11 protein-coding genes are annotated in these 21,696 nt (G+C 62.6%); 6 read left to right on the top strand and 5 right to left on the bottom strand.

Features of this window, described 5'->3' with window-relative positions:
• Together dusA and BZK31_RS11475 are read left to right on the top strand one after the other, a co-directional pair.
• The coding region (gene dusA, locus BZK31_RS11480; RefSeq protein ID WP_083182771.1) for a tRNA dihydrouridine(20/20a) synthase DusA at window positions 1–944 on the top strand (944 nt) is incomplete at its 5' end.
• A 143-nt stretch (window positions 945–1,087) separates the two neighbouring features.
• Window positions 1,088–1,519, top strand: coding sequence for a universal stress protein (locus BZK31_RS11475; RefSeq protein WP_083182770.1), 432 nt, complete (start codon window positions 1,088–1,090; stop codon window positions 1,517–1,519).
• A 9-nt stretch (window positions 1,520–1,528) separates the two neighbouring features.
• On the opposite strand, the gene BZK31_RS11470 is transcribed toward BZK31_RS11475, so the two are convergent.
• The 4 genes from BZK31_RS11470 to BZK31_RS11455 are packed head-to-tail and all read right to left on the bottom strand — an operon-like array spanning window position 1,529 to window position 6,163.
• Complete coding sequence (locus BZK31_RS11470) at window positions 1,529–1,993, bottom strand: response regulator (RefSeq protein ID WP_083182769.1); 465 nt, start codon at window positions 1,991–1,993, stop codon at window positions 1,529–1,531.
• Window positions 1,990–4,317 carry an ATP-binding protein gene (locus BZK31_RS11465; RefSeq protein ID WP_083182768.1) on the bottom strand — a complete coding sequence of 776 codons (2,328 nt, stop codon included), beginning with the start codon at window positions 4,315–4,317 and terminating at the stop codon, window positions 1,990–1,992. The genes BZK31_RS11470 and BZK31_RS11465 overlap by 4 nt, the downstream gene beginning before the upstream one ends.
• Complete coding sequence (locus BZK31_RS11460; protein WP_083182767.1) at window positions 4,314–4,982, bottom strand: response regulator; 669 nt, start codon at window positions 4,980–4,982, stop codon at window positions 4,314–4,316. The genes BZK31_RS11465 and BZK31_RS11460 overlap by 4 nt, the downstream gene beginning before the upstream one ends.
• Window positions 4,979–6,163: a sensor histidine kinase gene (locus tag BZK31_RS11455; RefSeq protein WP_083182766.1), complete on the bottom strand. Its 1,185-nt coding sequence runs from the start codon at window positions 6,161–6,163 to the stop codon at window positions 4,979–4,981. The genes BZK31_RS11460 and BZK31_RS11455 overlap by 4 nt, the downstream gene beginning before the upstream one ends.
• 197 nt (window positions 6,164–6,360) lie before the next feature.
• On the opposite strand from BZK31_RS11455, the gene BZK31_RS11450 reads away from it, so the two are divergent.
• On the top strand, window positions 6,361–6,888 hold the full coding sequence (locus BZK31_RS11450) for an SgcJ/EcaC family oxidoreductase (protein ID WP_083182765.1): 528 nt from the start codon (window positions 6,361–6,363) through the stop codon (window positions 6,886–6,888).
• 65 nt (window positions 6,889–6,953) lie between these two features.
• Here the strand turns inward: BZK31_RS11450 and BZK31_RS11445 are convergent, their stop codons facing one another.
• On the bottom strand, window positions 6,954–7,490 hold the full coding sequence (locus tag BZK31_RS11445) for an RNA polymerase factor sigma-70 (protein WP_083182764.1): 537 nt from the start codon (window positions 7,488–7,490) through the stop codon (window positions 6,954–6,956).
• A 42-nt stretch (window positions 7,491–7,532) separates the two neighbouring features.
• Here BZK31_RS11445 and BZK31_RS11440 point away from each other — a divergent pair, with 42 nt between their 5' ends.
• The 3 genes from BZK31_RS11440 to BZK31_RS11430 all read left to right on the top strand — a co-directional run bounded on the left by BZK31_RS11440 (window position 7,533) and on the right by BZK31_RS11430 (window position 21,684).
• Window positions 7,533–7,817, top strand: coding sequence for a hypothetical protein (locus tag BZK31_RS11440; protein ID WP_083182763.1), 285 nt, complete (start codon window positions 7,533–7,535; stop codon window positions 7,815–7,817).
• Window positions 7,814–8,572, top strand: a complete 759-nt coding sequence (locus tag BZK31_RS11435; RefSeq protein ID WP_083182762.1) for a thioesterase II family protein — start codon at window positions 7,814–7,816, stop codon at window positions 8,570–8,572. Before BZK31_RS11440 ends, BZK31_RS11435 begins: the two co-directional genes overlap by 4 nt.
• Window positions 8,573–8,664: 92 nt before the next feature.
• Window positions 8,665–21,684: a non-ribosomal peptide synthetase gene (locus BZK31_RS11430; protein WP_083182761.1), complete on the top strand. Its 13,020-nt coding sequence runs from the start codon at window positions 8,665–8,667 to the stop codon at window positions 21,682–21,684.
• Window positions 21,685–21,696: the final 12 nt, after the last annotated feature.

The following is a 21,696-nucleotide window of genomic DNA, read 5'->3' as shown; positions in this document are numbered from 1 at the left end:
CGCCGATGATGGATTGGACAGACCACCACTGCCGGTACTTCCTGCGCCTGCTCTCCAAACATGCGCTGTTGTACACCGAAATGGTTACGACCGGTGCCTTGCTGCATGGCGACAGCGCTCGTTTTCTGCTGCATGACGAAACCGAGCATCCGCTGGCGCTGCAACTGGGCGGCAGTACGGCAGCGGATCTGGCGGCGTGTGCGCGGATGGCGGAAGGGGTGGGGTATGACGAGGTCAATCTGAATGTCGGCTGCCCGAGTGATCGGGTGCAGAACAACATGATTGGTGCATGCCTGATGGGGCATCCGGAGATGGTGGCGGATTGCGTGAAGGCCATGCGCGATGCAGTCAGTATTCCCGTGACGGTCAAGCACCGTATCGGGATCAACGGGCGTGACAGTTACGAGCAGCTCTGTGATTTCGTTGGCAAGGTGCATGAGGCGGGTTGTGAGAGTTTTACAGTGCATGCGCGAATCGCGATTCTTGAAGGTCTGTCGCCAAAGGAAAATCGGGATATTCCGCCATTGCGTTATGACGTGGTCGCGCAATTGAAGAAAGATTTTCCGCAGCTCGAGATCGTCCTCAATGGCGGCATCAAGACGCTGGAAGACTGCCACGAGCACCTCCAGACCTTTGACGGTGTGATGCTTGGGCGTGAGGCGTATCACAACCCGTATCTGCTGGCGCAAGTCGATCAGCAGTTATTCGACAGTGCCGCACCGGTGATCAGCCGGGCCGAGGCTCTGGAAGCGTTGCGGCCCTACATCGAGGCGCATCTTGCCAATGGCGGGAATATGCATCACATCACCCGGCATGTACTCGGGCTGGCGCAGGGCTTTCCGGGCGCCCGGCGTTTTCGGCAGTTACTGTCAGTCGATATCCACAAACATGAAAACCCGTTGCTGTTGCTGGATCAGGCGGCGGCTTTTCTTGAGGGCCGTTGATCGCACTTCGTTCGAAGGAAAGGAGTACGTTTGTCGCTTCAGACGTCACTCGTCTGCTCTGGATCAAAAGAAGCATTCTTTCCAGTGGCTGCGCCGCGTGGCTCGGGATATGTTGACGGCATAACCCAACAAGGAAAGCTGTCATGCATAAAGTTCTGGTTCCTTTCGACGGTTCCGAGCACGCCATGCGGGCCCTCGGATATGTCATTGAGCTGTCTGCCGATCTCAAGAAGCCGCTTGAGGTGCACCTGTTGAATGTGCAGTCCAGCCCGATCGATTACAGCGATTACCTGGCGCCGGACATGATTGAAGGTGTGAAGGCGGGGTTGAATAACGAAGGCAAGCGGGTGCTGGACGACGCGATCGAACTGCTGACAGCGGCCGGCACGCGCTTTCAGGCCCACGTTGACCTGGGCAATGTTGCCGAGCAGGTCGAAGCGCAGGTGCAGCGCCTGGGCTGCGATGCGGTGGTCATGGGCACCAGGGGGCTGGGCAGCGTGACCGGCCTGTTACTGGGCTCGGTGGCTACCCGCGTTATTCATGAAGCGTCGGTGCCGGTAACGCTCATCAAGTGACGCAATCGCTCATTGCTGTGCCAGCGAACGTGGCTGGCGCAGCAGTTCGATATGCTCTGGCGGCACCAGCTTGCGCAGGGTCTTGTACAGCGCCCGCGTCTCCAGCAGGTTCCAGATTCGCAACATGGTTTCCAGCGCATCCAGCGGTTTGCTGATGAAGTCGCGTGCACCCAGCGCCAGGGCCCGCAGACGAGTATCGCGTGTCGCATCGGCGGTCAGGACCATGATCGGCACGTAATCGTTGGCTGGAATGCGACGACCCAATTGCTCCAGCACGGCAAAGCCGTCGAACTCGGGCATATGCAGGTCGAGCACCACAAGGTCCGGCTCGAAGCTGTTGAACAGGTCCAGCGTACGCAACGGCTCGGTGCTGCTCAGCACGTTGGTCAGCCCTTCGCGGGCGAGCAGTTGCTCCATCAACTCCAGGTTGGGACGCTGATCATCGATGATCAGGATGCGAAAGTCTCCGGTCATGTTGGCTCCGGTAAGTATTGATCCAGATAAGCGAGAAAGGCGGGGACCTGGATGGGTTTGGTCAGAATGGCCGTCGCGCCCGCTTCTTGCAATGCTCGACGCACGGTATCGCTGGCGTCCGCAGTGATCATCAGAATGGGTGTACTGGCGGTGGCTGGCAGACGTCGCAACCGTTGCAGGACTTCCAGCCCCTTGAGGTCCGGCAGATTCAGGTCCAGCAAAATCAATTGCGGGGCGTGCTGTCGGGCTAGATCCAGGCCCAACTGGCCCTGCATGCTGGACAGTAACTGAATGCCGGGCCTGCGTTGCAGCAGGGTTTCGATCAGGGCCATGCTCGACAGGTTGTCTTCGATGCACAGCACTTTACCGTGATAATCCGGGCGGGCAGGGCGCTGGACGGCAGGCAGCAGTTCGATCGGGCGCGGTGCGGGTGCAGGCAGTGCCTGGACCTGTACCCGCGGCAGTTGCAGCGTGAAGCGGCTGCCCCTTCCGGGCGTACTCTGCACGGACAACTGACCCTGCATCATCTCAAGCATGCTTTTGCTCAGTGCCAGGCCCAGCCCGGTGCCTTCGACATTCGGATCGGCGCCCAGACGCTCGAAGGGTTTGAACAATTGATCGATGCGGTCCGCATCGATCCCGTGGCCGGTGTCCACGACCGTCACGGCAATCTGTTCGCCCACCTGCTCGATTTCGATGTTCACCTGACCGTCGGGCCGGTTGTATTTGATGGCGTTGGACAGCAGGTTCAGCAGCACCTGAATCAGCCGTTGACGGTCAGCGATCACGCCAAGCTCGTCAGGCATGCTCGGCAGTTCGACGAGCCGGATGCCGCCGTCGGCCGCCATCGGTGAAACCAGCACCAGCGTTTCCTGCAGCACCGCCGACAGGGAGACCGGTTCCAGGCTTAGAGACAGGTGTCCGGCTTCGATCCGGGCGATGTCGAGCACTTCGTTGATCAGTTTCAGCAAATGCTGACCGGCCCGCAGAATGTGCCCGACCTGCGGCCTCTGGCTAGCGGTCGAGTCCATGTCCAGTAACTGGGCAAATCCCAGAATGGAATTCAGTGGCGTGCGCAGTTCATGGCTCATGCGTGAGAGAAACTCGCTTTTCGCCCGGCTGGCGCGTTCAGCTTCTTCACGTGCCGTGCCCAAGGCAATCTCGGCGGCACGTCGGTCGGTGATGTCGCGGGTGATCTTGGAAAAGCCGCGCAGCTCGCCATTGCCATCGTACTGCGCAGTAATCACCACGCTGGCCCAGAAGCGGCTGCCATCCTTGCGACAGCGCCAGCCTTCTTCCATGTAATGCCCTTCGACGGTGGCTTCATGCAGCGCCATGTCCGGGTGCTGCGGGCATTCCTGCGGCTGGTAGAACACCGAAAAATGCTGACCGATGATTTCCTGCTCGGTGTAGCCCTTGATGCGCTCGGCGCCCGCGTTCCAGGTGGTGATGTAGCCGTGCTTGTCCAGTGCGAAAATGCCGTAGTCCTTCACGCCTTCGATGATCAGCCGCAGGCGTTCTTCGTTGTCGCGCAAGGCGCGCTCGCGTTCGGCCAGCAGTTGCCCGGCTTCGACCAGTCGGGTGCTCAACTGACCGATTTCGTCCTTCTCGGGCGGCTGCGGCAGCAGCGGATGGCCGAGCGCCAGGCGCTGGGCGTTACGCTGCACCTGCTGCACGCGCGTGACGATGCCGCGAGACAGCATTAACACGGCCAGTACCGCACCGATCAGTCCGCAGGCCGCGGCCAGAAGCGTCGAGAACAACAGCCCTTCACGCGTGGCCGCTGCTGCTGCAGTGCGTTCGGCGAGCAAAGTGTCTTCGCGCTCGCGCATGATGCTGATGCGTTCGCGCAATTGATCGAGCACGTATTTGTTCTCGACCAGGATTCGCGTGACGCTCTCCGGTGACTGCAGGCTGAGCGCCTGCAGTTTCGCCAGACCGTCCGACTTGGCGTGAATCAGCGGCTCGATCGACATCAGGTAGCGGCGCATCTGCTCGTCCTGAATGTTGGCGTCGAGCCGCGCCAGCGCCGCGTCGATCAGCGGCTGGGCATTCAGGTAACCGGGCAGGAAATCGGCCTGACGGGTCAGAAGGTAGCCGCGCACGCTGGCGGCCGCTTCAGCAATCTGCGTGTGCACGGTCTGGATATCGCCCTGCACCAGCAGGACGCGACGTACATCCTCTTCGGCGCGGGCGGTCTGGCGCTCGGCGTTGTAGATCAACAGCAGCGAGAACATCAGCACCACCAGCGGCATGGAGATCGCCAGCAATGCTTTGCCGCGCAGCGGAAGGTCCTGCCAGCGACTGGTGGACAGCTCGCTCATCGCCAATCGCCCGGAGCCTGAGTCACAAGGCCCAGTGCCACGCCACGCACGGCGGCCTGGGTACGGTCCGATGCGCCGAGTTTGCCGATGACTTTTTCCACGTGCGCTTTGGCGGTGCCGGTCGTGATGCCGAGTTTTTCGCCAATTTCCCGGTTGCTGAAACCACCGGCGACCAACCCCAGCACCTGCCGCTCGCGGGGCGTCAGGGCTTCGGGCAGGGCCGCGCCGCTGGTGTTGCGTTCAGTCATGCGCCGCAGCAGACGAGCGCTGACGGCGCTGTTGAGCGCTTCTTCACCGCGCGCCACGCGTTGCAGGCTGGCAATCACTTCGTCGCGACTGGCGTCCTTGAGCAGATAGCCCACGGCACCAGCGCTGATGGCCGCTTCCAGGTGATCGGTGCTGTCGTCCATGGTGAAGATCACCACTTTGAGATTCGGCATGCGTTGCTGGAGAATTCGTGCCGCGCCCAGTCCGTTGAGCACCGGCATGCGGATATCGAGAATCGCGATGTCCGGCTGCAGTTCCTGGCAAAGCTCCACGGCCTGTTGACCGTTGGCGGCCTGGCCCACCACCTCGAATTCCGGATGGCCCGCCAGCAGCGAGACGAATCCGGTGCGGGTCACTTCATGATCGTCAGCCAGAACCAGTCGCAGGGTGTCAGTCATTTGCTTGCCTTGTCAGCAGTGAAAGGGATGGTGGCGCGCAGTCGTGTACCGCTGTCGGGACGGCTGATGCAGGTCATGCGGCCGCCCATCAGGCTGGCACGTTCCTGCATCGCCACCAGCCCCAGTTTCTGAACGCCGTTGCCATCGGAGCGAGCGTCGGTCACAAAACCCCGGCCATTGTCCTCCAGCAGCAGTGAAACCGCGCTGTCACTGATTTCCAGGGCCAATTGCACGCTGCCGGCGTCCGAGTGCTTGAGCACGTTGTTGATCCCTTCCTGGGCAATACGAAACAGGCCGATCTCCAGGTGGCTGGGCAGGCGGACCATCGAGCGCGAACTCCAGTGCACGGCGATTCCGGCTTCGCGCAAGCGGTCGGCTTCCTTGTCGACGGCCTGAAGCAGGCCGAAATCGTCCAGCACGGTGGGCCGCAACCCGCTGATCAGTTGTCGGCCTTCGCCAACGCAGTGCTGGGCGAGGGTGAGAATGGCCTGCAAGTCGGCGCTCATGGGGTCTGGCAGTTGCGGACAACGTCCCGCAAAACCCTGTAGACGCTGGTGCAGACCGGCGAGGGTCTGAGCCAGTCCGTCATGCAGGTCGTAGGCCATGCGTTTGCGTTCATCTTCCTGAGCGGTGAACAGTTGATGCACCAGCTCGGACATGGTCCGTTCCCGGGCCACCAGCGCTTCGAGCAGGCGGTTGTTCTCAAGGTGCGCCGCCAGCAGGGTCGCCAGCAGTTGCAGGGACTCGATGTCTTCGTTGTCCGGTGCATTGATGCCAACGCTGTTGGCCAGCAGCAACATGCCAAACGCGCCGTCGTCGGCACCGCGCAGCGGCAGCATCAGAATGCTGGGCAGTCGGGCGTCCGGGCAGTCAAGCCATTGCGGGCCGGTCGCCAGAGCGTCGGCCGCCTTGTTCAGCGAGTTCAGACGTTCCTTGCTGCCATGGCTGGCGGTAATCACGACCACGTTGTCGCTGTTCCACTCCAGTAACAGGCCGTGATCCATGGCCACGAAAGCGCAGGCCCGTTGCAGCACGCGCTGACGCATGGCCTCGGGCGGCAACTGAGTCAGTTCCTGGCCGGTGTCCACCAGCAGCCGCAGGCGGGCGGCGCGGCTTTGCGACTGCCGATACTGGGTGCGGATGGCCAGGGCACTTGCGGGGTCATGTGGAGGGCTTTGCATGAGGAGAGCTCCAGCGGGAAATGATGCGCGCGCGAGCACACCTTGAGTAGCGCTATTAAAGCGCGTCTGGCGATGCAGCGCCTATCTGCCGGTTGGCATAGTGAAATAACCCCGTTCGGCCGATGGGGTAAAGCGGGCAACAGGGCAAATTGGCATCCACTGAATCCCTGAACAGATCATCCCGTAGGAGAGTTGCAATGAAAGTGAAATTGACCGCCCTGGCCCTGTTCCTTGCTGTAAGTGCCCCGATGGTACACGCCGCTGCCGAACCGGCGGGCGGTTACACCTACCGCATGGTGGCCGAGCAGCCAAGCAACGTGAATGACAAGGAAATTGCAGGCCTGTTCGACCGCTGGAACAAGGCACTGCAGACCGGTAACGCGCAGACCGTGGTTTCTCTCTACACGAAGGATGCGGTATTGCAGCCGACGGTCTCGAACAAGGTGCGAGCCACCCCGGCCGAGATCAAGGACTACTTCGATCACTTCCTGGCGCTCAAGCCAGCCGGTGAAATCAACTACCGGGAGATTCGTCGCCTGGGTCCGGATGCCGCCGTGGACAGTGGCGTCTACACCTTCACGCTGACGTCGGCAGACGGCAAGCAGAGCAAGGTCCAGGCGCGCTACACCTTCTTGTATCACCGCATCGGCAATGAGTGGAAGATCCTGAATCACCACTCTTCGGCCATGCCGGAAGTGCAGCCCGAGTACCAGGTCAGTCGCTGATCGACTGGCTCTGCGCACAACCAAAAACCGGAGCCTGAGCTCCGGTTTTTTCGTTCTGGCAACGCTCAGGGTTCGTTTCTGACACCGTTGACCTTGCGGCAGTGAATCAGCGCGTCGCGGATCATGAAGTTGACCAGCGTCGGCGAGACGCCCAACTCCTTGGCAATGTCCTTCTGCGGCACGCCGTGCAGGCGATACATCTCGAACGCGTAGCGGGTTCTGGGTGGCAATTCCGACAGGGCGTCGGCGATGCGCTCCAGGCTCGAGAAGTTGATGTGCGACGTTTCCGGCGAAGCGCCTTGAATCACCACGTTCAGCCCCTCGGCCTCCGGCCCGGTGTATTTCTGCTCCAGCGCCTGTTTGCGGTAATGATCGATGGCCAGATTGCGCACGATCTGAAACAGGTAGCTGAGCTGGGCCTTGAACGTCAGCGTGACTTGAGGGGCGGAGCGCAGCCTGAAGAAGGCGTCCTGCACCACATCTTCAGCGCGTGACCGGCAACCCACGATGCGTGCGGCGATCTTGACCAGCAGCAGATAGTTGTCGACGAAAGCCTGGAGCAGGGGTGAGTCGCACTTGCTTGTGAATACTTGTTCCGTCATGGAATTCACCTTGCTACGAAGTCATTGGAGGGGAGCCGCCTTATGAGCAGCACCATCGCGTGGGGCGATAAATTAGTCTTAATGATAATTATTGTCAAATGCGAAAGCGCATCAGCGCACTTAAAGGGTGCGAGCTTCGCAGGTGCGCCCGGCGGTCGTGCGCGGACGCAGGATGCGACTAATTATTTCCAGGCGCCGTCCGTTCTCATTGATGACAGGCCCGCCCACGGCGCAGGCCAGGGAATACATCAGGAGAACACCATGCGTTTTGATCGTGCGCATCACGGCTTTTACACCGGATCCAATGGACGGACGGTCCTGATATGAACAGTTCTGCAAGCATGAAGCTGTTCTGCCTGCCGTATTCCGGTGCCAGCGCCATGTTCTACAGCCCCTGGCGGCGCAAACTGCCGGACTGGTTGAGCGTGCGTCCGCTGGAACTGCCGGGACGGGGCATGCGCATGGACGAGCCGTTACAGACCGATATCGTGCAGTTGGCCAGTCGTCTGGCCGATGAGATCGCCGCTGAGCTGGACACGCCTTATGCGTTGTTCGGCCACAGCCTGGGCGGGCTGTTGGCGTTCGAGCTGGCGCACGCCCTGCGCGCTCGTGGTCTGCCTGCGCCGCTGGCCCTGTTCACGTCCGCCACGGCAGGTCCGGTGCGCCGCGATGTAAGTGAATACGCGGTTGCCAAGACCGATGCGCAGTTGATCGACCGGCTGCGCACGCTCAAGGGCACCAGCGAAAACGTAATCGCTAACGAAGAACTCATGCAGTTGATGCTGCCAATCCTGCGTGCCGATTTTCTGCTGTGCGGCAGTTTCGTCTACGGCGAGCGTGAGCCGCTGGACATGCCGATCCATGTCTTCGGCGGCAAGCAGGACAGTGTCAGCGTCGAGGAGCTGCTCGACTGGCAGGAGGAGGCCAGCACCGGCTTCTCGCTGGATATGTTCGAAGGTCATCACTTCTACCTGATCGATGAGCAATCCCAATTGCTTCGCCATTTGCGGCGTTATGCCGAACAGCACCTGGCCCGCTGGCGCAACAGCGCCATGCGACATCCGACCCGCGCAGCCGGCTGACCGCCGCTCGCCTGACGCGTCGCCGATGAGCGACGCGCGCTCTTTTGAAATCCAGCCCCATCTGGCAAGCCGAACCTAGCAGGAACCCGATCATGGAAGCGTTTGAACTCCCCGACACCCTGGCCCAGGCGCTCCAGCGTCGCGCCGCGAAAACGCCGGACCGATTGGCGCTGCGTTTTCTCTCCGACGAAAACAGCCAGGGCCTGGTGCTGACCTACCGTGATCTGGACCTGCGCGCCCGCACCATCGCCGCAGCGCTGCAACGTCAGGCCGAGCCCGGAGACCGGGCGATTCTGCTGTTTCATAGCGGGCCGGACTACGTGGCGGCATTTTTCGGCTGCCTGTACGCCGGAGTCATTGCGGTGCCGGCCTATCCGCCGGAATCCAATCGCCGTCATCATCAGGAGCGCCTGCTGTCGATCATCATCGACGCCGAGCCGCGTGTGGTGCTGACCGGTTCCGACCTGCAAGCCGCGTTGCTGCAACTGGACGAACTGGCCGCGGTTGATGCACCACAATTGCTTTGCGTGGACACGCTGGACGGCGCGCTTGCCGACGATTGGCAGGGGCCCGATTTGCGCAGCGACGACGTCGCCTTTCTGCAATACACTTCCGGTTCGACCGCCTTGCCCAAAGGCGTTCAAGTCACGCACGGCAATCTGGTTGCCAATGAACAACTGATCCGTCACGGCTTCGGTATCGACGTCAATCCCGACGATGTGATCGTCAGCTGGTTGCCGCTGTACCACGACATGGGGCTGATCGGCGGCCTGTTGCAACCCATTTTCAGCGGCGTGCCTTGTGTATTGATGGCGCCTGCGTACTTTCTGACCCGGCCGTTGCGCTGGCTGGAAGCGATCAGCGAATACGGCGGCACGATCAGCGGCGGGCCGGACTTTGCGTATCAACTGTGCAGCGCGCGGGTCAGCGATTCGGCAGTGGAGCGCCTGGACCTGAGCCGCTGGCGCGTGGCCTATTCCGGCTCCGAGCCGATCCGGCAGGACAGCCTCGATGCATTCGCCGAGAAGTTCGCCAGCTGCGGCTTTACGCCCGACAGCTTCATGGCGTCCTACGGGCTGGCCGAGGCCACGCTCTATGTCGCCGGTGGCAAGCGCGGTAACGGTATTCCATCGCTGCGCCTGGACGAGACCGCGCTGGCCCGCAACGTCGTCGAACTGGGTGAGGGCAGTCCGGTGATGAGTTGCGGCACCGGTCAGCCGGGGCACGGTGTGTTGATCGTCGATCCGAACGGTATGCACGTACTGGATGAAAACTTTGTAGGAGAAGTCTGGGCGACAGGTCCGAGCATTGCCCATGGTTACTGGCGCAATCCCGAGGCGACCGCCAAAAGCTTTGTCGAGCACGACGGACAGACATGGCTGCGCACTGGCGACCTGGGATTTCAGCGCCACGGCGAGCTGTACATCACCGGGCGTTTGAAGGACATGCTGATCGTGCGCGGTCACAACCTGTACCCGCAGGACATCGAAAAAGTCGTCGAACGTGACGTCGATGTGGTGCGTAAAGGCCGCATCGCCGCCTTCGCGGTGACTCAAGCGGGCAGTGAGGGCATCGGCATTGCGGCTGAAGTCAGTCGCAGCGTGCAGAAAATCCTGCCCCCCGAGGCACTGATCAATGTTATTCGTCAGGCCGTGGCCGATGCTTTTCAGGAAGCGCCTTCCGTGGTCGTGCTGCTCAACCCCGGCGCATTGCCCAAGACGTCCAGTGGCAAACTGCAACGTTCGGCCTGCCGCACGCGTCTGGCCGATGGCAGTCTGGACAGCTACGCCGTGTTTCCTCAAGGCACTTCAAGCCATTCGGCGCCGGTCCACGCAACCGGTTCGGAACTGCTGGCCAAAGTTGCCAGCGTCTGGTGCGAACACTTGCAGCAGGAGCAGGTCAGCGCGGATGACCACTTCTTCCTGCTTGGCGGCAACTCGATTGCAGCGACTCAGGTCGTGGCCAGGCTGCGTGAGGTGCTGGGCATCGACCTGAGTCTGCGCCTGCTGTTCGAAGCGCCGACACTGGGTGCGTTCGTTGCGCAGATCGAAGCACTGCAGATCGCTGCCCGACAAGGCACCTTACCCGACGAAAAAAACGCCATCGAGCGACTGCCCGGCAACGAGCATTTGCCGCAGTCCCTGGCTCAGAACCGCCTGTGGTTTGTCTGGCAACTGGACCCGCGCAGCAGCGCCTACAACATTCCCGGTGGTCTGCACCTGCGGGGCGAACTGGACCGCACCGCGTTGCGCGACAGTTTTCAGCGGCTGATCGAACGCCATGAGTCGCTGCGTACCCGCTTCTATGAACACGACGGCGTGGCGCTGCAACGCATCGATCCGGCCACCGCTTTTCAGCTACAGGAGCTGGACCTTAGCAGCCTGTCTGGCGATGAGCGTCAGGCACGTGCGCGGGCCATTCGCGAAGAGCAGGCCTGCCAGCCGTTCGATCTGCAAAACGGCCCGTTGCTGCGCGTGACGCTGGTGCAACTGGACGACGAAGAACATCAACTGTTGGTGACGCTGCATCACATCGTTGCCGACGGCTGGTCGCTGAACGTGTTGATCGACGAGTTTTCGCGTCTTTACGCCGCCGCAGTTCAAGGGCAATCACTTGAACTGGCACCTTTGGCGCTGCGGTATGCCGACTACGGCCAGTGGCAGCGTGAATGGCTGGTCCGCGGCGAGGCCGAGCGTCAACTGGCGTACTGGAAAGGGCAGTTGGGCGACGAGCAGCCGGTGCTGGCGCTGACCCCCGATCATCCGCGTTCGGCGCGCCAACGGCACAGTGCCGACCGTTACAGCCTGCGCCTGAGTGCCGAACTGAGCGCCGCCGTGCGCAGCACCGCGCAAGCATGGCAGTCGACACCGTTCATGCTGTTGCTGGCCGGGTTCCAGACCCTTTTGCATCGCTACAGCGGTCAGACCGATCTTCGCATCGGTGTGCCCGGCGCCAACCGGCCGCGCCATGAAACCCAAGGCATGATTGGCTTCTTCATCAACACCCTGGTGTTGCGTGCCCGACTCGATTCGCGCCAGCCGTTCTCGACTTTGCTGGCCCAGACCCGCCAGACGGCGCTCGACGCGCAGGCGCATCAGGACGTGCCGTTCGATCAACTGGTCGAAGCCTTCCCGCAGGCGCGTGAACACGGTTTGTTTCAGGTCATGTTCAACCACCAGCAACGCGATTTGAGTGCCTTGCGCCGGTTGCCGGGCTTGCTGGCCGAAGAGTTGCCGTGGCACAGCCGCGAAGCCAAGTTCGACCTGCAACTGCACAGCGAAGAAGACAAGAACGGTCGCCTGATCCTGTCGTTCGACTATGCCGATGAACTGTTCGAACGCGACACCATCGTGCGCATGGCCAGGCACTACGTGCGGTTACTGACTCAGGTCAGCCAGCAGCCACAGACTGCGCTGGGTGATCTGCAACTGCTCAGCGATGACGAGCAGTCTCGGCAGGCCCTCTGGAGCGAGGCACCCTGTACGCCCGCCGAACGCTGGTTGCCGGAGCTGCTCAATCAGCAGGTGCGGCAGACCCCGGAGCGTATCGCCTTGCTGTGGGACGGCGGCAGCCTCGATTTTGCCAGTCTGCACAGCCAGGCCAACCGGCTGGCGCATTACCTGCGCGACAAGGGCGTCGGGCCGGACGTCAAGGTGGCGATCGCTGCCGAACGTTCGCCGCAATTGCTGATCGGTCTGTTGGCGATCCTCAAGGCTGGCGGTGCTTACGTGCCACTGGACCCGGATTACCCGACCGAGCGTCTGGCCTACATGCTCGAAGACAGCGGTGTCGGTCTGCTGCTGACCCAGAGCCATCTGTTGGGCGACCTGCCGAGCGCAGAAGGCGTGTGCACCGTGGCGATGGACACGCTGAACCTGGAAAGCTGGCCGGTCAGTGCGCCGGGTCTGCATTTGCAGGGCGATAACCTCGCGTACGTGATTTACACCTCCGGCTCCACCGGGCAGCCCAAGGGCGTCGGCAACACGCATGCGGCGTTGGCCGAGCGTCTGCAATGGATGCAGGCGACCTATGCGCTGGACGACACCGATGTGTTGATGCAGAAAGCACCGATCAGCTTTGACGTGTCGGTGTGGGAATGCTTCTGGCCGCTGATTACCGGTTGCCGTTTGCTGCTGGCCGGTCCCGGAGAACACCGCGATCCGTATCGCATCGCGCAACTGATCACCGAATACGGCGTCACTACGCTGCACTTCGTGCCGCCGTTGTTGCAGTTGTTCATCGACGAGCCGCTGACCCGCCAATGCGCCAGTCTGCGTCGCCTGTTCTCCGGGGGCGAAGCGCTGTCCGGCGAGTTGCGCAACCGCGTACTGGAACACTTGCCGAATGTGCAATTGTACAACCGCTACGGTCCGACCGAGACCGCGATCAACGTCACTCACTGGCATTGCCAGGTGGCGGATGGCGAGCGCTCGCCGATTGGCCGTCCGCTGGGCAACGTGGTGTGTCGGGTGCTGGACAGCGAACTGAACCAGGTGCCGCACGGCGTAGCCGGTGAGTTGTGCATTGGCGGCATCGGTCTGGCACGCGGTTATCTGAACCGCCCGGCGCTGACCGCCGAGCGGTTCGTGGCCGACCCGATGGGCGAGGCAGGCGAGCGCCTGTACCGCACCGGCGACCTCGTACGCTGGGCCGCGGATGGCGCGCTCGAATACCTGGGGCGTCTCGATCAGCAGGTCAAGGTGCGTGGTTTTCGGGTCGAACCGCAGGAAATCGAAGCGCGGCTGCTGGCTCAGCCGGGCATCGGGCAGGCGGCGGTGCTGGTTCGCGACACGGTGGCCGGCGCGCAACTGATTGGCTATTACACCTCGACACTGGCGCATGAAAGCGAAGCGTTGCAGAGCGAGCGCGTCAAGTCCGCTCTCAGCCTGGAGTTGCCGGATTACATGGTGCCCGCGCAACTGGTGCGTCTGGACAACATGCCCCTGAGCCCTAGCGGCAAACTCGACCGCCGCGCCTTGCCCGAACCGCAATGGCAGACCCGTGAACACGTCGAGCCGCAAACGGCATTGCACAAGCAGATTGCAGGCATCTGGCGCGAAGTGCTGGGCGTGCCGCGTGTCGGCCTGTGTGACGATTTCTTCGCCTTGGGCGGCCACTCGTTGCTGGCCACTCAGATCATCTCCCGCGTGCGCCAGGCGTGCGACATCGACCTGCCGCTGCGCACACTGTTCGAAGCCAGTGAACTGGGTGCCTTCGCCGAACAGGTGGAAAGGATTCAGGCCTCCGGCGTGCGCGGCAGCCTGCAACCCATCGCTCGTGTCGACCGCAGCCAGCCCGTGCCGTTGTCCTATTCGCAGCAACGCATGTGGTTCCTCTGGCAGATGGAACCGGACAGCCCGGCCTACAACGTTGGCGGCATGGCGCGTCTGAAAGGAACGCTGGACATCGAGCGGTTCGAAGCGGCGTTGCAGGCGTTGATCATGCGCCATGAAACCCTGCGTACGACGTTCCCGAGTATTGACGGTATTGCCTGTCAGAAGGTGTCCGAACAGACCGGCCTGCAAGTGCAGTGGCAGGACCTCTGCGAACTGCCCGCCGACGAGCGCCAGCAACGGCTTCAGGCTCTGGCCGACAGCGAAGCGCATCAGCCGTTTGACCTGGAAACCGGGCCGCTGCTGCGCGCCTGTCTGGTCCGGGCGGGCGAGCTGGAGCATTACTTCGTCCTGACCTTGCACCACATCGTCACCGAAGGCTGGGCGATGGACATATTCGCCCGCGAACTGGGGCTGCTCTACGAGGCGTTCATCGACGGCAAACCGTCGCCGCTGGAACCGCTGGCGGTGCAATATCTGGATTACAGCGTCTGGCAGCGCCAATGGATGGAGGCGGGCGAGCGTCAGCGGCAACTGGATTACTGGACCGCGCAGCTGGGTAACGAGCATCCGTTGCTGGAGTTGCCCGGCGACCGGCCGCGTCCGCCGGTGCAGAGTCATCAAGGCGAACTGTATCGTTTCGATCTCGAGTCCGGTCTGGCCGCAAAAGTGCGCGCCTTCAACGCGCAGAACGGCCTGACCCTGTTCATGACCATGACCGCCACGCTGGCGGTGTTGCTCTACCGTTACAGTGGACAGACCGACCTGCGCATTGGCGCGCCGGTGGCCAACCGGATCCGGCCGGAAAGCGAAGGCCTGATCGGCGCGTTTCTCAACACCCAGGTGCTGCGTGTGCAGCTCGACGGGCAGATGAGCGTGGCGCAGTTGTTCGAACAGGTGCGGCACACCGTCATCGAAGGTCAGTCGCACCAGGACTTGCCCTTCGATCATCTGGTCGAAGCCTTACAGCCACCGCGCAGCGCGGCCTACAACCCACTGTTTCAGGTGATGTGCAACGTGCAGCGCTGGGAGTTCCAGCAAAGTCGCGAGCTGGCCGGGATGACCGTCGAGTATCTGGTCAACGATGCGCGCGCGACCAAGTTCGACCTCAACCTGGAAGTGACCGAGCTGGACCATTGTCTGGGTTGCTGCCTGACCTACAGCACCGACCTGTTCGACGAGCCGCGTATCGCCAGGATGGCCGGGCACTGGCTGAACCTGCTGCAAGCCCTGCTGGCCGATCCGCAGCAGCGCCTCAGCGAATTGCCGCTGTTGCAGGACGCCGAGCGTCAGGCGTTGCTCGACAACCTGGGCGTCGAAGCGGGCGTGCAACGTCTGGATCAGTGCGTTCATCAGCTGTTTGCCGAACAGGCGCGCCTGCGTCCTGATGCGCCCGCACTTACCTTTGCCGGCGAGACCCTGAGCTACCGTGAACTGAACAGCCGGGCCAATCGCCTGGCCTGGATGCTGCGCGAGCGGGGTGTAGGTCCGCAGGTGCGCGTCGGTCTGGCGCTGGAGCGTTCGCTGGAAATGGTGGTCGGCCTGCTGGCGATTCTCAAGGCTGGTGGCGCCTACGTGCCGCTGGACCCGGAATACCCGCTGGAACGTCTGCAATACATGATCGAAGACAGTGGCGTGGGTCTGTTGCTGGGTGACCGTACGCTGCTGGCGGCGCTTGGCGATCTGCCGGAGGGCGTGGCGCGCTGGTGCCTGGAAGACGATTCGCCTGCGCTGGCATCTTGTCCCGAAGGCGAGTTGCCGTTCATCAGCCTGCCGCAGCATCAGGCGTACCTGATCTACACCTCGGGCTCGACCGGCAAGCCGAAGGGCGTGGTGGTGTGCCATGGCGAAATCGCCATGCATTGTCAGGCGGTGATCCGTCGCTTCGACATGCAGCCCGATGACTGCGAACTGCATTTCTATTCGATTAATTTCGACGCCGCCACTGAGCGGCTACTGGTGCCGTTGCTCGCTGGGGCTCGCGTGATATTGCGTGCCCAAGGGCAGTGGGATGCTGAAGAAATCTGCAGCCTGATCCGCGATCAACAGGTCAATATTCTCGGCTTCACGCCCAGCTATGGCAGCCAGTTGGCGCAATGGCTGGCGACTCAGGACCAGACGTTGCCGGTGCGCATGTGCATCACCGGGGGCGAAGCGCTGACCGGCGAGCACCTGCACCGCATCCGGGCGGTGTTCCAGCCCGAACTGTTTTTCAATGCCTATGGCCCGACCGAAACCGTGGTCATGCCACTGGCCAGTCTGGCGCCGCAGCAGTTGCCCGACGGCGAAGCCAGCGTGCCGATCGGTCGAGTAGTCGGCGCACGGGTGGCCTACATCCTCGATGCGGATCTGGCGCTGGTGCCGCAGGGCGCGAGTGGCGAGCTGTACATCGGCGGGCCCGGTCTGGCGCAGGGTTATCACCAGCGTCCAGGCATGACTGCCGAGCGCTTCGTGGCGGATCCGTTCAGCGGGCAGGGCGGAAGGCTGTACCGCACCGGCGATCTGGTACGCCAGCGGGCGGACGGGCAGGTGGAGTATCTGGGGCGGATCGACCATCAAGTGAAGATTCGTGGCTTCCGCATCGAACTGGGCGAAATCGAAACCCGATTGCTGGAGCACGAAGCGGTTCGCGAAGCCGTAGTGCTGGCGCTGGACACCCCGTCAGGCAAGCAACTGGCGGGTTATGTCGTCAGTGAAGTGGCCGGGCAGGGCGACGAACAGCAGGCGCGCCTGCGCGACTCGCTCAAGGCGCACCTCAAGGCTAAATTGCCGGATTACATGGTGCCCGCGCACCTGATCCTGCTGTCAGGCATGCCGCTGACCGCCAACGGCAAGCTGGATCGTCGCGCCTTGCCCGCGCCGGACCCTGAACTCAATCGTCAGCATTACGTGGCGCCCGTCAGTGAACTGGAGCAGCAACTGGCGGCGATCTGGTGCGCGGTGCTGAATGTGCAGCAGGTCGGCCTCAACGACAATTTCTTCGAGCTGGGTGGCGACTCGATCCTGTCGATTCAGGTGGTCAGCCGGGCACGTCAGGCAAATATTTTTTTCACCCCGCGTGATCTGTTTCAGCACCAGACCGTACAAACACTGGCTGCGGTGGCGACAACCCAGGAGTCGGTTCAGGCCGAGCAGGGCCTGGTAACGGGTGAATCGGGCTTCACGCCGATTCAGCACTGGTTCTTCGACATGCCGATTCCCCAACGTCAGCACTGGAATCAGGCGCTGGTTCTGGAGCCTGTCGCGCCCTTGAGCGCTCAACAGTTGGAACTCGCGCTACAGGCCGTGCTCGAACAGCATGATGCATTGAGGCTGGTCTTCACGGAGCATGAAGGTCGCTGGACGGCCGAACATCGCGCCGCCGAACAAGTGCCTTTACTGCGGCACGCGCAGGTCGATGACCTGAGCGAATGTGTCGTTCTGTTCGAGCAGGCCCAACGCAGTCTGAATCTGCAACACGGTCCGCTGCTGCGTGCCGTGCTGGTGGACGGACCGCAGGGCCGACAACGGTTGCTGATGGTCATTCACCATCTGGTGGTCGATGGTGTGTCGTGGCGTGTCTTGCTCGATGATGTGCAGACCGCTTACCGGCAGCTTGGTGAAGCCGCGCCGGTTCGGCTTCCGGCCAAGACCAGTGCCTTCCGGGACTGGGCGAGTCGCCTGCAGGCGTATGCCGGCAGCGAGTCGTTGCGTGAAGAGCTTCAATGGTGGCAACGTCAGCTCAGCGGCCCGTCCGCGACGCTGCCGTGCCAGACCCCGCATGGCGGTCAGCAGAATCGTCACGCCCGTACCCTCAGCGTGCGATTGGATGCCAACAGGACCCGGCAACTGCTGCAACAGGTGCCGAGCGCCTATCGGACCCAGGTCAACGACTTGCTGCTGACCGCATTGGCGCTAGTGATGTGCCGCTGGACCGGGCAGGCCTCGACGCTGATTCAACTCGAAGGCCACGGCCGCGAAACCCTGTTTGACGACATTGATCTGACCCGCACCGTGGGCTGGTTTCCCAGCGCCTATCCGATGCGCCTGACACCCGCCGCCGACCACGCCACACCCGGCGATTCGATCAAGGCGATCAAAGAGCAGTTGCGTCAAGTGCCGCACAAAGGCCTGGGCTACGGCGTGCTGCGCTACCTCGCCGGCGCAGGCAAACGAGGTGAGATGCAGGCCTTGCCGACGGCACCGGTCACCTTCAACTACCTGGGCCAGTTCGACCAGAGTTTTGACGGCGACGCGCTGTTCCTTCCGCTGGAAGAGTCGGCAGGCGTGGCCCATGATCCTCATGCCCCGCTGCCCAACGAGCTGAGCATCGATGGTCAGGTGTATGGCGGTGAATTGGTGCTGCGCTGGACCTTCAGCGCCGAGCGTTACGAGCCGGGCGCCATCGAAGCGCTGGCGCAGGATTACCTGGCGCAACTGCACGCCCTGATCGAGCATTGCCTTGCCGATGGCAGCGGCGGCCTGACGCCGTCTGACTTCCCGCTGGCCGAACTGGATCAGGTGCAACTGGACGCGTTGCCGGTTCCGGCGAGCCACATCGAAGACGTCTATCCGCTGACCCCGATGCAGGAGGGCATGCTGCTGCACACCCTGCTGGAACCGGGCACCGGCCTGTATTACATGCAGGACCGCTACCGCATTGACAGTGCGCTGGATCCGCAACGGTTCGCGCATGCCTGGCAGGCGGTCATCGCCCGTCATGAAGCGCTGCGTGCGTCGTTCTGCTGGGACGTTGGCGAAACCATGCTGCAGGTCATTCACAAGCCGGGCAACACGCCGGTCGATTACCTGGACTGGCGCGATGTGCCGGGCGACCGGCAGGAGCCACGTCTGCAGGCCTTGCTCAAGTCCGAGCGCGAGGCCGGCTTCGATCTGCTGCGTCAGCCACCGTTCCACCTGCGCCTGATCCGCGTGGGCGAGGCGCGCTACTGGTTCATGATGAGCAATCACCACATTCTTATCGATGCCTGGTGCCGCTCGCTGCTCATGAATGATTTTTTCGACATCTACACCGCGCTGGGCGAGGGTCGGGATGCACAACTCGCTCCGGCTCCGCGCTATCGCGATTACATTGGCTGGCTGCAGCGCCGCGGGCTGGCGCAGGCGCGTGACTGGTGGCGGCAGAACCTGGCGGGCTTCGAGCGGCCGACGCCGATTCCGAGTGACCGTCCGTTTCTGCGTGAACACGCCGGGGACAGCGGCGGCATGGTGGTGGGCGATTGCTACACCCGGCTTGATGTGGCGGACGGCGCACGGTTGCGCGAACTGGCGCAGCAGCACCAGTTGACCGTCAACACCTTCGCCCAGGCTGCATGGGCCCTGACTCTGCGACGCATGAGCGGCGATCGCGACGTAGTGTTCGGCGTGACGGTGGCGGGGCGTCCGGTGGAGCTGCCGCAAATGCAGCGCACGGTCGGTCTGTTCATCAACACCATCGCCCTGCGCGTCGGCATGCCGGGCGACGATCAGCGCTGCAGCGTGCGTCAGTGGTTGAGTCAGTTGCTCGACAGCAACATGCAATTGCGCGAGTACGAATACCTGCCCCTGGTGACCATTCAGGAAAACAGCGAACTGCCCAAGGGCCAGCCACTGTTCGACAGCCTGTTCGTGTTCGAGAACGCGCCGGTTGAAGTGTCGGTGCTGGACCGTGCGCAAAGCCTGAACGCGACCTCCGATTCCGGCCGCACGCACACCAACTATCCGCTGACAGCGGTCTGTTATCCCGGCGATGACCTGGGCCTGCACCTGTCCTACGATCAGCGTTATTTCGACGAATCGACCGTGCAGGGGATGCTCGGCGAATTCAAGCGCCTGCTGCTGGCGCTGGTCGAAGGCTTCCACGGTGACATGGCCGAACTGGCGCTGCTCAGCGAACGGGAACGTGAATTCCTGCTCGACGGCTGCAACCAGAGCGAACGCGCCTATCCGCTGGAGCGCAGCTACATCGAGCTGTTCGAAGCACAGGTTGCCGAGCACCCTGAGCGTATCGCCGTGACCTGCCTCGATCAGGCGGTCAGCTACGCCGAACTGAACAGCGCCAGTAATCGCCTCGGTCACGCGCTGATCGAGACCGGTGTCGGCTTCGACCAACCGATTGCGCTGCTGGCCGAGCGCGGGCCTGAATTACTGGGCATGATCATCGGCAGCTTCAAGGCCGGTGCCGGTTACCTGCCATTGGATCCGGCACTGCCGAATCCGCGCCTGAGCGGCATCATCGGTCAGAGTCGTACGCCGGTTCTGGTGTGCAGCGCCCACTGTGTGGAGCAGGGCAGTGCGTTGCTGGACGCGTTGCCTGAATCCAGTCGTCCGCGTTTGCTGATCTGGGAAACCGTTCAGCAGCAGGTAACCGCGCAACACAATCCGGGTCGTCACAGCGCGCCGGACAATCTGGCCTACGTGATCTTCACGTCTGGCTCGACCGGGCTGCCGAAAGGCGTGATGGTCGAGCAGCGCGGCATGCTCAACAACCAGTTGAGCAAGGTGCCTTATCTGAAACTCAGCGCTACGGACGTGATCGCCCAGACCGCCTCGCAAAGCTTCGACATTTCGGTCTGGCAGTTCCTCGCTGCACCGTTATTCGGCGCACGGGTCGACATCGTGCCCAACGACATCGCCCGCGATCCGCAGGCGCTGCTTGAGCATGTGAGTGCGCAGGGCATCAGCGTGCTGGAAAGCGTGCCGTCGCTGATCACCGGCCTGCTGGCTGAAGAGCAGGCGGCACTCGACGGTCTGCGCTGGATGCTGCCGACCGGCGAAGCCATGCCACCGGAACTGGCCAGCCAATGGCTGCAACGCTACCCCGATATCGGGCTGGTCAATGCCTACGGGCCGGCCGAATGCTCGGATGACGTCGCGTTCTTCCAGGTCGATGAAGCGTCCACGCGCAACACTTACCTGCCGATCGGCTCGCCGACCGACAACAACCGTTTGTACGTACTGGACGAAACGCTGGAGCTGGTACCGCTGGGTGCCGTCGGCGAGCTGTGTGTCGCGGGCACCGGCGTCGGTCGTGGCTATGTCGGCGATCCGCTGCGTACCGTGCCGGTGTTCGTGCCCAACCCGTTCGGTGCGCCGGGCGAGCGTCTGTACCGCACCGGCGATCTGGCGCGCCGTCGCCGCGATGGTGTGCTGGAGTACGTCGGCCGGGTCGATCATCAGGTCAAGATTCGCGGCTACCGCATCGAACTGGGCGAGATCGAAACCCGCCTGCAGGAACATGCCGCGATTCGCGAATCGGTGGTGTTGGACATCGACGGCCCGCTGGGCAAGGTGCTGGCCGCCTACCTGGTGCCCAACGGTGTCGTGCAAGACCCGGATGCCTTGCGCGACGACCTGAAAAACCAGCTCAAGGCCAGCCTGCCGGACTACATGGTGCCGTCTCACCTGGTGTTGCTTGCGCAGATGCCGTTGACTCCGAATGGCAAGTTGGACCGCAAGGCCCTGCCTGCACCGGAGGTGAGCCTGGCGCAGCAGGATTACGTCGCGCCGCGCAGCGAGATGGAACAGCAGCTGGCCGCTATCTGGGCCGATGTGCTGAAGGTCGAGCGGGTCGGCATCACTGACAACTTCTTCGAACTGGGCGGTCACTCGCTGCTCGCCACACAGGTGGTGACGCGGGCGCAGAAGCAGTTGCAGCGTAACGTGCCGCTGCGGGCGATGTTTGAGTTCAACACCGTGCAGGCGCTGGCGCAGCATCTGGAAAGCCTCGGCGGGCCGAAGGTCGATGATCAGAAGTTCGACCGACTGGCCGACCTGATGGCGGAACTGGAAGGGCTCTGATCAGCCTGCCGT

The organism is Pseudomonas floridensis, assembly GCF_002087235.1.
GTDB lineage: Bacteria > Pseudomonadota > Gammaproteobacteria > Pseudomonadales > Pseudomonadaceae > Aquipseudomonas > Aquipseudomonas floridensis.
Note: the sequence above shows the minus strand (reverse complement) of the source record. Positions and strands in the feature narration are given on the sequence as shown.

What these genes read in the sequence shown, in the direction of transcription:
- BZK31_RS11475 (WP_083182770.1), top strand. Translation starts at nt 1,088, where the DNA reads ATGCATAAAGTTCTGGTTCCTTTCGACGGTTCCGAGCACGCCATGCGG.
- BZK31_RS11470 (WP_083182769.1), bottom strand. Translation starts at nt 1,993, where the DNA reads ATGACCGGAGACTTTCGCATCCTGATCATCGATGATCAGCGTCCCAAC.
- BZK31_RS11465 (WP_083182768.1), bottom strand. Translation starts at nt 4,317, where the DNA reads ATGAGCGAGCTGTCCACCAGTCGCTGGCAGGACCTTCCGCTGCGCGGC.
- BZK31_RS11460 (WP_083182767.1), bottom strand. Translation starts at nt 4,982, where the DNA reads ATGACTGACACCCTGCGACTGGTTCTGGCTGACGATCATGAAGTGACC.
- BZK31_RS11455 (WP_083182766.1), bottom strand. Translation starts at nt 6,163, where the DNA reads ATGCAAAGCCCTCCACATGACCCCGCAAGTGCCCTGGCCATCCGCACC.
- BZK31_RS11450 (WP_083182765.1), top strand. Translation starts at nt 6,361, where the DNA reads ATGAAAGTGAAATTGACCGCCCTGGCCCTGTTCCTTGCTGTAAGTGCC.
- BZK31_RS11445 (WP_083182764.1), bottom strand. Translation starts at nt 7,490, where the DNA reads ATGACGGAACAAGTATTCACAAGCAAGTGCGACTCACCCCTGCTCCAG.
- BZK31_RS11440 (WP_083182763.1), top strand. Translation starts at nt 7,533, where the DNA reads ATGAGCAGCACCATCGCGTGGGGCGATAAATTAGTCTTAATGATAATT.
- BZK31_RS11435 (WP_083182762.1), top strand. Translation starts at nt 7,814, where the DNA reads ATGAACAGTTCTGCAAGCATGAAGCTGTTCTGCCTGCCGTATTCCGGT.
- BZK31_RS11430 (WP_083182761.1), top strand. Translation starts at nt 8,665, where the DNA reads ATGGAAGCGTTTGAACTCCCCGACACCCTGGCCCAGGCGCTCCAGCGT.